Genomic DNA, 14,109 nt, shown 5'->3' with positions numbered 1-14,109 from the left:
TATTGCTATTTCCTGGATTGAGTATACGCTATACCTTTTGTAACATGACTTAACCCTTTACTTACGCAAGTGACCCAGCTGGCAAAAACCTCCCATGGCTAGCTATGGTTACATGTCTTTTCGCGTCAATAAACAGTGCTACTTATATTTAGATGGTGTGTGCCGGATACCAGCAGAAAACAAGCGTATAGCTATTTACGCTTGTTTTCTGTGTATTGATTAGGCTATCTGAATGGTACGGGGTTTTACTTCTTCCCGCTTCGGTATACTTATTTTCAATATACCCTCCTCATAAGAAGCCTGAATGTTGTCCAGGTTTACAAAGTCAGGCAAGGCAAACACCCGTTTAAACGAATGATAGCCAAATTCACGCCGGGCATATTTACCCTCTGGTTGAGGCTCATTGGCATGAGCAGAGATAGACAAACGTTTCTGTTCTACATGCAACTCAAAATCTTCTTTACGTAAACCAGGCGCAGCTACTTGCAGCATATACTCGTTATCTGTTTCCAAGATGTTTACAGCGGGAACATTCTTGGCTAATCCGCTTGTACGTGGAAGTGCATCTCCCATAAACTCATCTAACAGATTTGAAAATGATGGAAATAGTACATCAGAATCGTTCCATTTTGTAAGTGACATGGCTAAATCCTCCTTTAGTTTAAGTTTTTAACATAATTACCTACATTTTTGAGCTTAGCAAGTGCTATGCCACCACAAAGTGTGAGTAAATTTTTCAGAATATAAGACAAAATGTCAGAAAGTAAAGTCAGAATACAGTCTGCTAAATGGCATATTTCTGATAACACGGGTAAAAATTTAGTTATATGCTAGTTGCCCACTGGAATAATATTTGCTCCAAATTAAACATGTCGGGATTTTGTTATATTTTATCTTAAAATTTTAAAGTATTATCGAAATAAAAGTTAACAATCCTATATATTTCTTACATTTGATTTATAAATAATTAGCTATATGGAAACTGGAACAGTCACGTATTTTAATGAATCTAAAGGATTTGGATTTATCCGGAAAGGTAATTCATTACACAATATTTTTGTCCATGTCAACAGTCTGTTGGATGAAATCAGAGAAGAAGACGAGGTGGAGTTTGAGCTGGTAGAAGGCAAAAAAGGAATGAGTGCCATTAATGTAAAACGCATAATCTGACAACCAAGATATTTTTTCATGCCACAAGAAGCCCTACAGGGCTTTTTTTATTGGAAGCTATATCAGATCAATAGTTTTGCACCTGTATTTTTGAATGGGTATACTTTCGGCAACTGGCTCCACGGGTATATAGTTGCTTAGCTATTTTTTGCCGGCAGGTTTAAATCATCCTGTGTTTTTAGGGTAGGCATATATAGGAAACCTGTTATTTCTTCTGCAGATAGTTTTTCGTAGAATATAAAAATCCAAAAGCCTCTCCTTTATCTCTGGAATTGTTTTTATGGTGTACTTTGTGGGCCCGGATTAAATTCCGTAAATAAGGATTTTTGGGTTTATATAAGAAGGGAATGCGGCGATGTACAATAATATCATGAAAAACAAAGTACGCCACTCCATATAACGACATACCCATACCAACCCATACTAATCGGTGGTATTGCGCGATATTGGCTCCTAGCAGAATAAGCAGAATAGCAGCCAGTCCAAATAGAACGGAGAATAAATCATTTAACTCAAATATACCTTTGGTGTGGCTGTGATGCGACTGGTGCCAGTTCCACATAATTCCATGCATAATGTATTTGTGTACGAGCCAGGCCACGGCTTCCATGGCTACAAAAGAACCTAGGAGAATTAATGTATTGATTACCATATATAAAAGTCAGAACATCTTTTATTGAAATTTCCATCTGCCTCTCCCTTACTCACCATTCTGTTGGATTTGCTTCTTTTACCTTATATAATTGCCACCAGGGCGTACCGGGCGCATGATGGTGCTCATAATGATATCCAAAGAAATAACAGGTAAGAAAGGCCCACAGATGATTTTTTTTCTGGCTGCGGGAGTAATGAACATTGTTTTCGGCATGCTCTCCCTTATGGGGCAAATATGTACCGAAGTAAAACAACTGAAAAGTAGACAGCAGCGATGGAACAACCCAATACAAAATCACATTGAGCTGTGGGACAACCAGCGTAAGTATATTAAAGGTAATGGCTGCCAGTACGATCTGCCAAACCGTAACATACTGTTTCATGAAGTGAAAATACCACATGAAGAAATTGCCCTCGTAATAATCCGGATCTTTTTCAGACTTTACGAAGCGGTGATGTTCGTGATGTTTGGGAAAAAGGCGTTTATAAGAGTTAAATACAAATAAGGTAGCACAGATCTGCCCGATCAGCTTATTTACTTTCTTATTCCGTGAAACTACGCCATGCATGGCATCATGCGCCGTAATAAACAAGCCTGTAAATAAATGGGTTTGGATAGCCACAAACAAATAGGTAAGCGGAGAGAAAGGACGAATGGTATACCCGGCAAGCAAAAACGTAAGGAGGCCTGCCCAACAAATAATCATCAGCATAGCAATGCTTACCCCTTTAGTTGACTCTACTTGATACCTCATGTATATCCGCTCCGGTTAGGTTAATTGGTTTATGTAGCTTAGAAAGTAAGAACTTTGTCTCTTACCTGCTCCATCAACCACATAGGCGTAGACGTAGCCCCGCAGATACCTACGCTGTTGCCGGCAGAAAACCAATCTTTTTTTAATTCCGCAATATTGGATATAAAGTAGGTATGTGGATTAGTGTCTTTACAAACGTTATAGAGCACTTTTCCATTGGATGATTTGGAACCGGAAACAAAAACGATTTTATCAAACTTATTAGCAAAATTCCGCAATTCTTTATCCCGGTTAGAAACCTGCCGGCAAATAGTATCGTTGGCATCTACTTCTATGCCTGAATTGGAAAGCTTTTCGGTAATCTGGTAAAACTTGTCTGTACTTTTGGTTGTCTGGCTGTAGAGGGTAATATGCTTAGGCAAGGTGGTTAAATCCAGTTCTTCCAGGTCCTGAAAGACAACAGCTTTATTATCTGTTTGCCCAAGCAGGCCTATTACTTCCGCATGCCCATGCTTCCCATAAATATAAATATTGTCTTTTTTATCGTAAGAATTCTTAATCCTGTTTTGCAGCTTCAGCACTACCGGACAAGAGGCATCGATAAGTTCTAAATTGTTTTGCAAGGCTAACTGATACGTTGAAGGCGGTTCACCATGTGCCCGGATCAATACTTTTTCGTTGTGCAGCTGGGCCAAGTCTGTATGGGTAATAATTTTAAGCCCTTTGTTCTCCAGCCGCTTTACTTCTTCATCATTATGCACAATGTCGCCCAGACAATACAAGTAGCCTTGTTCGTCCAGAATATCTTCAGCCATTTCGATGGCATACACTACACCGAAACAGAAACCTGAATTAGTATCTATGGTTACTTGCAGATTCAGCATATTAGTACAACATTAAATATATCAAATAGTTTTGAAAATTTTTAGGTTTCGTTGTACTTTCTGGCGGTTACAGTTAGTTCAAAACAGCTTGCAGCTTCTGTTGCTCTGTGGCAGTACACCGTTTGGTCTCCAGCAGAAATCTGGCAACGGTTGCCTGTACATCTTTATCCAGCCCAGGCTGGGCAATGTTTTTTACAATTACTAGTTTATCTTCTTCCAGGTTTTTGCTGGCTCCCAGAAAAGAAGGTAAGTAATGTTGTACGGAAAACCGTAAAAACCGCAATTCCACATCCTCCGGACTTAAGCTAATCGCTTGCTCAAATGTTTGCTGTGCTTTTTTCAGGTAACTCAGCTTGTTATAGGGATTAAATGCATGCTTGGCTTTCAGGGCTTCTAAGGCACCTTTATACCCGATCCGGAGGGGTTCTTGAGAATTCTCTTTAGTGAGCACAGCTAACAACTCATTGGTTTTGTCTTCATTCTCTACTGCCTGTAAATACTCGCGGCGAAGCGTATGTATATCTATACCTGGATTTAGAAAGGCGGCAAATGAAAATGATCCCAGAAGAGACAGAAGAAATAATTGTAGCATAAATTTTACCCTATATTCTTATATTTAAGAATGTATAACCGAATGTTTGCAGATATGTTCAGTATTTTACTTAAAACGCAAAAGGCTTCATTTAGTATAATGAAGCCTTTTATAGCAGAAGATGGGTATGTTTTATAAGTATATCTGCAAACCGATGGCAAACTCTAAGTTTCCGTTGGATGTCCGCAAATTGTCGTTTGCCTTGTTGGTATAGTTCGTTGCTCTGTAGCGGATAATTGGCTCCAAGGCAACATAATCATTCAGAAAAGCAGCATAGCCAGCCCCAATAGAATAATTAAAAATCCGGGCCTCCGGATAAGCAGCTAACTCAGCACCTTTCCCAGAGCCAAACCCTGCCCGGCCATCCAGAAATACGTTTACCGGAAAGTAATACCGCACAAAGGGCCCAATAGTAAATGAATTGGAAGTAGTCCGTATGTCGTTATCCCGGTTTCTCGAACTATTATTCCGGATGTCTGCATCCAGTCCAAGGGCAAAACCATTTACAATAAAAAACCCTAACCTGGGGTTAAAAACAAGGGTAGCACTTCTGCTTTTGCTGACAATAACCGTATTGCCTGAACCTGGAGACTCTACTTTTCTGTTTCCTAACGAGCCACTGAATCCTCCGCCCAGCAAAAAGTTGCCCTGTTGCGTCTGGCCATAGGAAAAGGCGGCACTACATACCATACAAACAAATGCAATAAGTAATTTTCTCATGTAATCAATTAGATAGTGATGTTACAAGTATACAAAAATATTTAGGTGAAGAGCAGCCTATGAAAGATTTAGGCCAATATTTCAATAAAACTAACTTATTAGGTGTCCCATTGTTTCAAATACTCATATACCAGATGCACTGGCAAACCCATGACGTTAAAATAAGAACCGATTATTTTCTCAATAGCAATCATGCCCATCCATTCCTGTGCACCATACGCGCCGGCTTTGTCAAAGGGGCGGTAGTTCTCCACATAAAATGTAATTTCTGCAGCACTTAAGTTTCTGAAATACACTTCGGTGAGGTCTGAAAAGGTGTGTGTTTTGGTTTGGGAAAAAAGGCATACACCCGTTACCACCTCATGTTTTTTGCCAGAAAGCAAGGAAAGCATCTCAACAGCCTCTTGTTCGTTTTGTGGTTTGTTCAAAATCCGGCCATTGATGATAACTACGGTATCTGCCGCTAGTATAATTTCATCTGTTAGTTCTGCTGCAAAAGACATAGCTTTTCTCTTGGCCAGGTAAACCGGCACATCTTTTACCGGCATATCTTCCGGGAAATCTTCCGGCACATTTTTAGTTTTCACAGAAAACACCAGTCCGGCTCCCATCAGTAGTTGTTGCCTGCGGGGAGAACTAGAAGCTAAAACAAGGGGATAATTGAAATTCATTGGCTTGGATAGAGCTAAATAAAAATCCGCAAATTACTTTTGGGTAAAAATAGGTAGACTTCTGGGGCATGGTATAGCCACTGGCACATACTTTTTTTACTTCTTCCATTGAAATATCCTGGGTAATGAAAGCCATCTGTGCCTCACCTTTTAATACTTTGGTGAGGCATTCAGAAAAGCTTCTGGAGAATCCAATGTTTTCACTTTTCCGCTGAATTTTTCCCGGAATTCCTAAAATTTTCTCGATTACAAAATAATGCAGGACCGTTAAATCCAGTTCTTTTACTTCCAGCGGAAACTGCCAGCTTAGTTGCCCGAACACCTCTGGCTTCAGCCGGATTTTATACGTACTATCTTTCAGGATTAAACCAAAAGCCCACTTTTTACCCAGAATAATTTCATTAAGTTCGTACGGATTTTCTACGGTTTTAATAATAAAGTACTTGTCCAGAGCAGTTAATAAATCTTCCTGGTTTATATCAGGCAGGTCTTTAATTAGCCGGTGAGTAGGCAGAATACACAGATTATTTCCTTCCGTATTGGTCAGGTACATCAGGTGGTAATTATAGGCTTCCCTCCCGGTATGCGCTGGGTTGGCGGCTATCTGTTGCTTGCGGTAAGCCAAGGAACTCTCGTACCGGTGGTGCCCATCTGCCAGAATAACTTGTTTATCTTGTAAAACCTCTACGAACCGCCGGATAATCCGATAATCGTGTATGACGCTTAGTACATCTTTTACTCCCTGGTAATCTTCCGTTTCATATATAGGGTGTTGGATGCTTTCGTCCATATACGTTTCTAATTCCTGACTCGCATCTGTATAGAGTCCATGCGTAGGACTTACATGCAGTTGAGTAGCCGTGAGCAAATCTAATCTGTCGGCTACTGCACCTGGAATGGTATTTTCATGCCGCACAATTATTCTCTCTGGCCAGTCATAGGCTTTTATGTGGCAGATGAATCCTTTGCGGCAATACGTAGTACCACTACCAGGCAAAGCAAAATATTGATAGTACACATAAATAGCCGGCAGTTCGTCTTGATGAAGAATATGTTCTTTCTTCCATTGGGCTAGCAGGTCTGCTGCTCTTTGCGGTGCATGGTCGCCGGCCGGCACGGATAAATGAATGCTATTGTAAGGGTTTTTATATAAACTCTCCCGCTGCTTCTGCGATACCACATCAAACAATGGAGACGTTAGTTCATCAATGGAGGGAAACTGTTCGGAATTATACCGCCACGCCCGGAAGGGCTGTATTTCTGCCATACTGGTAATTTATGTACTATAATTTAGGTCTATATAAGACTCTGCCAATTAGATTATGTTTAGATTTATGTCTGCTCTCTTAAGCGTAACTCTCTATTTTATGGAAACACATCTAGCATATTAGAGCAATTATTTCAGTTTTACCAGCGTAGCACCGTAGCCAAATTTTTCTTTCATGGCATCTTTAAAAAACTGCACGTATGGATGTTTGCCCAGCCGTTTATGTATTTCCATCCGCAATATACCGTTACCTACCCCATGAATAAACACAATTTCATCCATTCCGTGGGCTACAGCCTGGTCCAGGTTATTTTCAAAGGTTTTTAGCTGCAATTGTAAGATTTCTGAGTTGCCCATCCGGTTATAGTCTTTGGTCAGTTTCTCTATATGCAAATCTATTTCCCGGGCTGGAGCAGGCAGCGGCGTTTGTTGTATACTTTTAGAATCGAAAATTCCATCCAATATCTTATCTGGTTGCACGTCTACGCTTTCTTTGTCTAGTTGAAACAGGTAGGCATCTTTACCCAAAAGCGGAGCTGGCTGTTTGCTCTTGAAAAAGGTATTGGCCCGGAACCGGATCTTTTTTGTTAAAGGCTCCCGCAAAGGAAAGGCACCTTCCTTAAAGAACAGCAGTTGAATCATATATACCGGCCAGTTCTCAAAATTTTTGGTAGACACTTCATGAATCTTCACAGACGTTTTCTTTTGCAGCGTACCGGCTAACAACCCTTTATAATTCTGCCCCTGCATTTCGCCCATAGTGAAAGGTATGCCTAAATCTGTATTATTCACCAGATACAAAGCCAGATCAGTATCATTGATGATTGTAAAAGCCATATATACCCCTTGTGTAGCGATTACACCTTTTTCTGTACGTGCGGCTATGGCATCTGCCTGTGGAACATTCCGTTTAAACTGCGCAGCTTCCTCAGCAGCAATAACTGCTACCTCGTTCCGGAGTACAGGTATCCGGAAACCGTCTTCAATTTCTACTTCTACCAGTTTATTATCTATAATTCTCACTATTACACCTTCTTCCTTTGCATGAATGAGGCGTACTTTATCTCCGATATTCATATACTTATTTGCTTTATTTTACTAACAAAATCTACTGAATTACTTACTCCCGGTTTTCTGGCAAATTCTTTGATCCTCTGTTTGCGAAACTACAATATACTAACTTAGTACCCTAATTTATTTAACCTATCTTATTCCGTCGTATAGTATATGAAACCATTGAAGCATACCCTTTTAGTATCCATTATTTTTTCCTCCCTTGCACAATTCCCCGCGGCGGCAGAAGTGAGTCCGCAGGAGCGCATGCCTTTTTACGGGCAACCGGTTGCTGCTATGCAAGATACTTATACCAAAAATTTTGAGCTAAAAGATTTTGACCGGCTTAAGATCGGCAGCATTTTTAAAATACATGTGCGTCCGGGCCAGGCGTTTGCAGTAAACGTGAGCGGAGACCGTGAATATGTAGATGAAGTACTAGCAGAAGTAAAAGGCGGTGAACTGGAAATAACTTTTAAAGAAGGAAAAACCCGTCTGCGTTTGAAAAATGCGGTAACAGTAGAGGTAACCTTGCCTTATTTACGGGCTGTTAATTTTAGTGGAACTACTAATTCGACCATTCATCCCGGGTTTACTACAAGCAATTTTGTAGCATATATTTCTGGTACAGCTAATTCCGAAATTACAATGGAGTCTCAGGAGATGTATCTGGATGTAAGTGGGGCAGCTAACCTGAAAATTAACGGCAAAAGTGATAAACTGAAAGTAAATACCGACGGCACTTCCGGACTGGATGCATTTAATCTGGCTGTTGCCGAAGCCACTGTTGATGTTTCGGGTACTAGTGGGGCTAAAATTAATGCATCGGGTAGTATTAAAGCGAATGCGAGTGGTGCTGCGTCCATTAAATATAAAGGTGCTGCAAAAGTAGCTTCTATGAACACAACCAGATTAAGTACAGTAAAAAAGGTAGATTAAGCAATTGCTGATATATAGTTAATGGGCTGGGAATGTATATTCTCAGCCTTTTTCTTTATATATTCTTTGCTTTTTAATGAAAAAGTTACGCCATTGGGTTTTTACGCAAGCAGCTATTTACAATTTACAGACATTGGCTAATTTATACGCGTATGTTCAAATTCTCCCATATGTCTTACCGTTCCCTTTCTTTGCTTTTATTCGCTTTTTTGCTTGTTAACTCTTTTGCAACGCATGCCTTGCAGACAGACTCTTTGGTACACTTGGGAGAAGTCAACTATAACTCATCCTTTGAAAAAGAGGCATTTCAAGATTATTTTACTAAAGGCAAAAAAAACTATCTGGCTTTATTTATGTCGGTAAGTAAAGAAACTGGTAGCAGCGAATTTGCTAACGCGCATCAGGCGTATCAAGAGACATTTAAGCAGCTTACAACAGGTGATATACAAAAGAAAAATGAAGCAAAAAGGATAAAAGCTATCTATAGCCAAACTCATGATCGCTTGCTTAGCAAGTATGAACTGAAGAACCATTTTCCTGACATATTTGCAAATGGAAACTATAACTGTGTGTCGGCAACCGCTTTGTATGGACTACTTTTTGACGATTTACAGATTCCGTATACCATCAAGGAATCTCCTACACATGTATATTTAATAGCTTACCCACATACACAAAAAATCTTAATTGAGACAACTGATCCACGCCAGGGATATATGGTGTTTGATGATAAGTTCAAAACCAGTTTTGTTTCTAATTTGCGATCTGGCAAGCTTATTAGTGAGCAGGAATATAAATCGGGGAGCACAAATGCATTATTTGACAAATATTATTTTTCTGAGGAAAACATAACTATAAAAGAGTTACTCGGCATTCAGTATATGAATGATGCTCTTTACAAACTGCAAGAGAACCAGTTAGAAGAAGCATTTATCCAGCTGGAAAAAGCATACCTGTTTTACCCATGCAAAAAAGCCGGTTACTTATTACTTTCTACCGCTGCACTTATTTTAGATAAGAAAAATTATGCTGCCGTTGAAGACGCCAAGTATTTGGGTAAACTCGCCAGATATACGGAATATGGCATTAGTCATGACCATATTATAGCTGAATTTCATAGGCTTACTCAACTTCATCTGATTAACAACAACCGTCCAGAATTGTACGACACGTTTTATCAGAAAATCAGCTCAGCTATTTCCGATAAAGCACTAACTCAGGAAATTAGGTACATCTATCATTACGAGCGCAGCCGGATTTTCTTTAACCAAGGTAGATATCAGGAATCACTTGCATTTGCTGAGAAAACATACATTCTTAAACCTGAAAATATAGATGTACAAACCTTGTTTGTTTCAGCTTTGGGCAATTCACTAAAATCACAAAGTGATGGTACCAAGGTATTGGAGGCTTTAAGTACTTATGAGCAGAAGTTTCCTAAACTTCTTAACAATAACATCTTTTACACATACCTCATTCAAGCATGCTTAATCTCTTGTGGACAGCACTATGAACTTAAAAAAATAGCTGAGGCCGAAAGGTTAAGAGCCAGATTTGAAAAATTATTTGCCGATAAAGGAAAAGATATTGTCGATAGTAACCTGATTGGTAGAGTATATTCTACTGGTGCAATGCATTACTTCCGGGCGGGCAATGATGCTAAAGCAAAAGCACTATTAACTAAAGGCTTGGAAATGGCACCCAACGATTATGAAATGCAGCGGAGACTACAACTACTAAAATAATACTCTTATAAACCCTTGTTTTCGATAGCTAAATTGTATTTGGTTTGTGTAATATATTTGCCGCCTTGCCTGGTAGTTTTTTGCGCAATAATAGTAAGCTTTTCCATAGCATAGAATCCTGGCGGCACTGCATACCGGATTTCTCCCATACCATTCTTCGTTAGAATACCTGTGAGGTTATCATTCATATATTTGCCTTCTGTTAGTTCTCCTGTATAGAACTTTACATTTTTGGTTTTATCGGATAAGGATAGTTTCAATATGTATTCTCCCTTCAGAGCAATATTATCTATTTCTTCTATTACTATAGTTGCTTTAGATGGCACTGCTTTTCCTTCACGTGAATATTCTTTTATTCCAATCCCTGGAAACCCATTTTTATAAGGCTGCTCAGCTACCAACTTACCCTCAAGGCTATATATTTTCTCTGTTCCATGGATTTTGCCATGTAAATAGGGAGTGATTTTATACAGATTACCATTTTTATGATACCACTTCATTTCATTTTCTAGCAAGCCTGCTACGTAATTGAATTCAGCATGCAGTGTACCATCAGCATAATAATCTTTTGCCGGACCATGTAGTTTGCCATCTTTCAAATTTATTTCTGATAAAATAAACCCATCTTTCCGTTTATTCACCACTAGTCCATCCTTTTTTGGCAGTTTTTTCTTTTTTTCAGGTTTCGCAGTATGTGCCTGGCTAGCGGCCACTTTTTTGGTAACAGCTTGTTTAATAGTATTTATATGATCACAGCCAGTAAACAAGATAATTGCTAAGAATAATAAGATGATTAGTTTCATTTTATTACGAAGGATAAATGTTTGAATGAAGTATTTCTTCTAAAGCGAATAAGCAGATTGTTTATCAATTCGCTTGTTGGTTTCTTTAAAAGAACTTACACAGCAATCAAAATCAATAAATCGAATTAGCTCTTTGTCCGGCCCAAGAGGAAGAGAATTTAAATTGTAATATTGGCTAGTATGTATTGGCGTATAGGGTGAATCTTTAGACAATCTTTCGTTTAATAATTCCGTATGAAGCTTAAAATTAACCATCGTAACAAAATGAAACTATTTAAGACAATAACATGCTGTGGGATCTGCTTTTTGAGTATAATATCTGCTTATGCTCAGACAAATGAAAATATAAACAGGGATACCATTATTACTAATTCTGAAAATACGAACATTCGTGTTGATTCAATGAACAATTCTAATGATGTAGATTTAGACAATGACGTTGAAAAATCATCCACAAATACTGAGACCGAAAACTATGGAGCTGATAGCAAAGCACTGAAAGAAGAAAGAAAATTAGAAAAAGAGCAAGCCAAGCAAAACAACCTGGAAGAGAAAGCCCAGAAGCGGGAAGCACGTGAAGCAAAAAAACTGGATAAAGCGAATAAACGTGCCAGTAAACAAGAGCGCAAGGCAGCAAAAGCCGAATTAAAAGTAAGCAAAGCCGAACGCAAAACAGAAAAAGCCCGTCAGAAAGCGGAAAAGAAAAAAATGAAACTAGAACGAGCACAAGATAAGCTAAATGATGCGTCCAATTAATTATGTGCGTGTAACTAATGATAAGCTTCTTGACTAAATAATAGAGTGTTAATGAAAAACAAGTGTATGGCTAAAACAGCAATTAAAGAAAGTTTGGATAAATCACTATTTATAGAACAAGCCTACTTAGCGGTTAAAAAAGTAGTATCCACTATATCCTGTCCACTTCTATTTATGAGATAAAGAGGTTGTGGTATTTTTTTCTTATTTGTTTCAGAGCTATGCATTCTTAACAACCGTTGAAAAAAGAAGAATACCCTAACATAGAGTCTGATTAAACTACTTCAACCCTTGACAAACAAAAACGCCTTTCTAACTAAATAGAAAGGCGTTTATTGTACCAGGGGCGGGAATCGAACCCGCACGAGCTTTTGGCTCACAAGATTTTAAGTCTTGCGTGTCTACCTGTTCCACCACCGTGTTCCCCGCAATAGGCTACCTAACCTCTAAGTTTTTTAAAGACTTTCAATAGTTCACTTGCCCTATCACTTGCCCTTCTGTCTTAAATTTTAACAGATATGGCAACTATCAAATTAGTCATCAGGAAAGACAAAGTAAATTCTAGAGGCGAATGTCTAATCTATGTCCTCTACACGCATAATCAGAAGTCTATTAAAGTAAGCACGGAGGAAAAAATTAAACCATGTGACTGGGATTCCATCAAAGGTCAAGTGAAAAAATCGTATGGGAAAGGGTATGATACATTTAATGATACACTTAAAATACACATTGAGAAAGTTGAGCGTATTAAACGGCTTGCTACTCAGCGGAATATTGAACCTACAATTGATCATATAAAAGAGCAGCTAGCTTTGCTAGAAAGACCTATATTGCCCGATACCAGTAAAGATTTTTTCAAAATGTATGAGAACTTTATTGAAGAAAGCAAAAGTAGAAGAGCCTACAATACTATAAAACAGCACCGTACAGCTATAAACCATTTAATATCCTTTCAGCAAACCTACAAATATACTATCACCCTGGAGAGTATTAACATGGACTTCTACGTAAAGTTTACTAGTTATTTATCAAAAGAGCTACAACTGAATCCCAACAGTGTAGGTGACATATTAAAAAACCTCAAAATATTTCTGAATGAATTAACAGAAAAAGGAATCAATACTAACCTCACCTTCAAGTCTAAAGCATTTAAAAAACCTTCTGCTCCTGTTGAAATCACCACGTTAACACAGCAGGAGCTGGATACATTATTTACACTAGAGCTATCAGATAATAAAAAACTAGATAAAGTACGGGATCTATTTATCTTCAGCTGTACAACAGGCCTTCGCTTTAGTGACATGGCAAATCTTAAGCCTGAAAACATTAAAGAGGATACTATTGAGTTTATTACCATTAAAACAAAAGATCAACTAAGCGTACCTATTATCTTTTATGCCAGACAAATATTAGTAAAATATGGCAATAAACTTCCCAGAGTGATGAGTAATCAAAAAATGAACGATTATTTGAAAGAACTAGGAAAAGTAGCAGGGTTATCGCATCAGGTACAGAAAGTAAAATTTCTGGGGGTTAAAAGAATAGACACCCGTGTACCCAAATTTGAGCTATTATCCACGCATACTGCTCGCAGAACCTTTGTAACATTATCACTTGAAAAAGGTATGCGCCCTGAAGAGGTGATGCGTATTACAGGACATAAGAATATTAAAACCCTAATGAAATATGTTAAGATAACCAACCAAGTGGTTAAAACATCCATGCTCCGTGCGTGGAGTTAGATATGAAGATTCAAGAGCAAATACTATTTGAAAAGTCTATTTTAGGAAAGGAATAACTCCTTATGTCAATACCTATAATTAGGTATTGACATAAGGAGTTATAATGTGTAACTTATCTTAAGTTTTTATCTACATTTAACTTTACCTTTATGGCCTCTTCTCCAAAATATAGGCCCATCATTAATCTTATATATCTTTTTACAGGTATAATTTTATATTTTTTTTCTTTTTCACTTCTATCCTGTGATAGCTCTACAAGTTCAACTGAGGGCGATGAGGCAGTAATTGCCATGGATACGGTAGTGTATGTCGTCAGATAGAATTGGACAACTGATGGCAAAATGGAAGGAGCGGATTC

Annotated in this window: 16 protein-coding genes and 1 tRNA gene; 5 read left to right on the top strand and 12 right to left on the bottom strand. The window is 38.4% G+C overall.

Annotation, left to right across the window (positions count from 1 at the left end; all coding sequences use genetic code 11):
- Positions 1 to 219: 219 nt before the first annotated feature.
- Positions 220 to 642: an Hsp20/alpha crystallin family protein gene (locus Q0590_RS32510; protein ID WP_302041842.1), complete on the bottom strand. Its 423-nt coding sequence runs from the start codon at positions 640 to 642 to the stop codon at positions 220 to 222.
- Positions 643 to 975: 333 nt separating this feature from the next.
- On the opposite strand from Q0590_RS32510, the gene Q0590_RS32505 reads away from it, so the two are divergent.
- Complete coding sequence (locus Q0590_RS32505) at positions 976 to 1,170, top strand: cold-shock protein (protein WP_302041841.1); 195 nt, start codon at positions 976 to 978, stop codon at positions 1,168 to 1,170.
- 205 nt (positions 1,171 to 1,375) lie between these two features.
- On the opposite strand, the gene Q0590_RS32500 is transcribed toward Q0590_RS32505, so the two are convergent.
- The 8 genes from Q0590_RS32500 to Q0590_RS32465 all read right to left on the bottom strand — a co-directional run bounded on the left by Q0590_RS32500 (position 1,376) and on the right by Q0590_RS32465 (position 7,790).
- On the bottom strand, positions 1,376 to 1,822 hold the full coding sequence (locus Q0590_RS32500; RefSeq protein ID WP_302041840.1) for a sterol desaturase family protein: 447 nt from the start codon (positions 1,820 to 1,822) through the stop codon (positions 1,376 to 1,378).
- 52 nt (positions 1,823 to 1,874) lie between these two features.
- On the bottom strand, positions 1,875 to 2,579 hold the full coding sequence (locus Q0590_RS32495) for a fatty acid desaturase (RefSeq protein WP_302041839.1): 705 nt from the start codon (positions 2,577 to 2,579) through the stop codon (positions 1,875 to 1,877).
- Positions 2,580 to 2,617: 38 nt separating this feature from the next.
- Positions 2,618 to 3,463 carry a 4-hydroxy-3-methylbut-2-enyl diphosphate reductase gene (locus Q0590_RS32490; RefSeq protein WP_302041838.1) on the bottom strand — a complete coding sequence of 282 codons (846 nt, stop codon included), beginning with the start codon at positions 3,461 to 3,463 and terminating at the stop codon, positions 2,618 to 2,620.
- A 73-nt stretch (positions 3,464 to 3,536) separates the two neighbouring features.
- Positions 3,537 to 4,055, bottom strand: coding sequence for a hypothetical protein (locus Q0590_RS32485; protein ID WP_302041837.1), 519 nt, complete (start codon positions 4,053 to 4,055; stop codon positions 3,537 to 3,539).
- Between the two features lie 132 nt (positions 4,056 to 4,187).
- Positions 4,188 to 4,775, bottom strand: coding sequence for an outer membrane beta-barrel protein (locus Q0590_RS32480; RefSeq protein WP_302041836.1), 588 nt, complete (start codon positions 4,773 to 4,775; stop codon positions 4,188 to 4,190).
- A gap of 98 nt (positions 4,776 to 4,873) precedes the next feature.
- On the bottom strand, positions 4,874 to 5,446 hold the full coding sequence (locus tag Q0590_RS32475) for a Maf family nucleotide pyrophosphatase (protein ID WP_302041835.1): 573 nt from the start codon (positions 5,444 to 5,446) through the stop codon (positions 4,874 to 4,876).
- The gene (locus tag Q0590_RS32470; RefSeq protein WP_302041834.1) at positions 5,412 to 6,713 is read right to left on the bottom strand and encodes a DUF1015 domain-containing protein; all 1,302 of its coding nucleotides are present in this window, start codon (positions 6,711 to 6,713) and stop codon (positions 5,412 to 5,414) included. The genes Q0590_RS32475 and Q0590_RS32470 overlap by 35 nt, the downstream gene beginning before the upstream one ends.
- A 129-nt stretch (positions 6,714 to 6,842) precedes the next feature.
- Positions 6,843 to 7,790, bottom strand: a complete 948-nt coding sequence (locus tag Q0590_RS32465) for a Smr/MutS family protein (RefSeq protein ID WP_302041833.1) — start codon at positions 7,788 to 7,790, stop codon at positions 6,843 to 6,845.
- Between the two features lie 150 nt (positions 7,791 to 7,940).
- On the opposite strand from Q0590_RS32465, the gene Q0590_RS32460 reads away from it, so the two are divergent.
- Both Q0590_RS32460 and Q0590_RS32455 read left to right on the top strand, forming a co-directional pair.
- Positions 7,941 to 8,705 carry a head GIN domain-containing protein gene (locus Q0590_RS32460; protein ID WP_302041832.1) on the top strand — a complete coding sequence of 255 codons (765 nt, stop codon included), beginning with the start codon at positions 7,941 to 7,943 and terminating at the stop codon, positions 8,703 to 8,705.
- Between the two features lie 152 nt (positions 8,706 to 8,857).
- Entirely contained in the window at positions 8,858 to 10,450 is a 1,593-nt protein-coding gene (locus Q0590_RS32455; protein WP_302041831.1) for a hypothetical protein, read from the top strand.
- A 5-nt stretch (positions 10,451 to 10,455) separates the two neighbouring features.
- Here Q0590_RS32455 and Q0590_RS32450 read toward each other — a convergent pair whose 3' ends face one another.
- Positions 10,456 to 11,253, bottom strand: coding sequence for a toxin-antitoxin system YwqK family antitoxin (locus tag Q0590_RS32450; RefSeq protein ID WP_302041830.1), 798 nt, complete (start codon positions 11,251 to 11,253; stop codon positions 10,456 to 10,458).
- 264 nt (positions 11,254 to 11,517) lie between these two features.
- On the opposite strand from Q0590_RS32450, the gene Q0590_RS32445 reads away from it, so the two are divergent.
- The gene (locus Q0590_RS32445; RefSeq protein ID WP_302041829.1) at positions 11,518 to 12,009 is read left to right on the top strand and encodes a hypothetical protein; all 492 of its coding nucleotides are present in this window, start codon (positions 11,518 to 11,520) and stop codon (positions 12,007 to 12,009) included.
- A 341-nt stretch (positions 12,010 to 12,350) separates the two neighbouring features.
- Here the strand turns inward: Q0590_RS32445 and Q0590_RS32440 are convergent.
- Positions 12,351 to 12,432: transfer RNA gene (locus Q0590_RS32440), tRNA-Leu, on the bottom strand.
- 95 nt (positions 12,433 to 12,527) lie between these two features.
- On the opposite strand from Q0590_RS32440, the gene Q0590_RS32435 reads away from it, so the two are divergent.
- Positions 12,528 to 13,751 (top strand): site-specific integrase, encoded by a 1,224-nt coding sequence (locus tag Q0590_RS32435; RefSeq protein WP_302041828.1) that lies wholly within the window; start codon positions 12,528 to 12,530, stop codon positions 13,749 to 13,751.
- Positions 13,752 to 13,863: 112 nt separating this feature from the next.
- On the opposite strand, the gene Q0590_RS32430 is transcribed toward Q0590_RS32435, so the two are convergent.
- The coding region (locus Q0590_RS32430) for a hypothetical protein (protein ID WP_302041827.1) at positions 13,864 to 14,109 on the bottom strand (246 nt) is incomplete at its 5' end.

Origin of the sequence: Rhodocytophaga aerolata, assembly GCF_030503435.1 — a bacterium.
Taxonomy (GTDB): Bacteria; Bacteroidota; Bacteroidia; order Cytophagales; family 172606-1; genus Rhodocytophaga; species Rhodocytophaga aerolata.
This window is presented reverse-complemented; position numbering and strand designations above follow the sequence as displayed.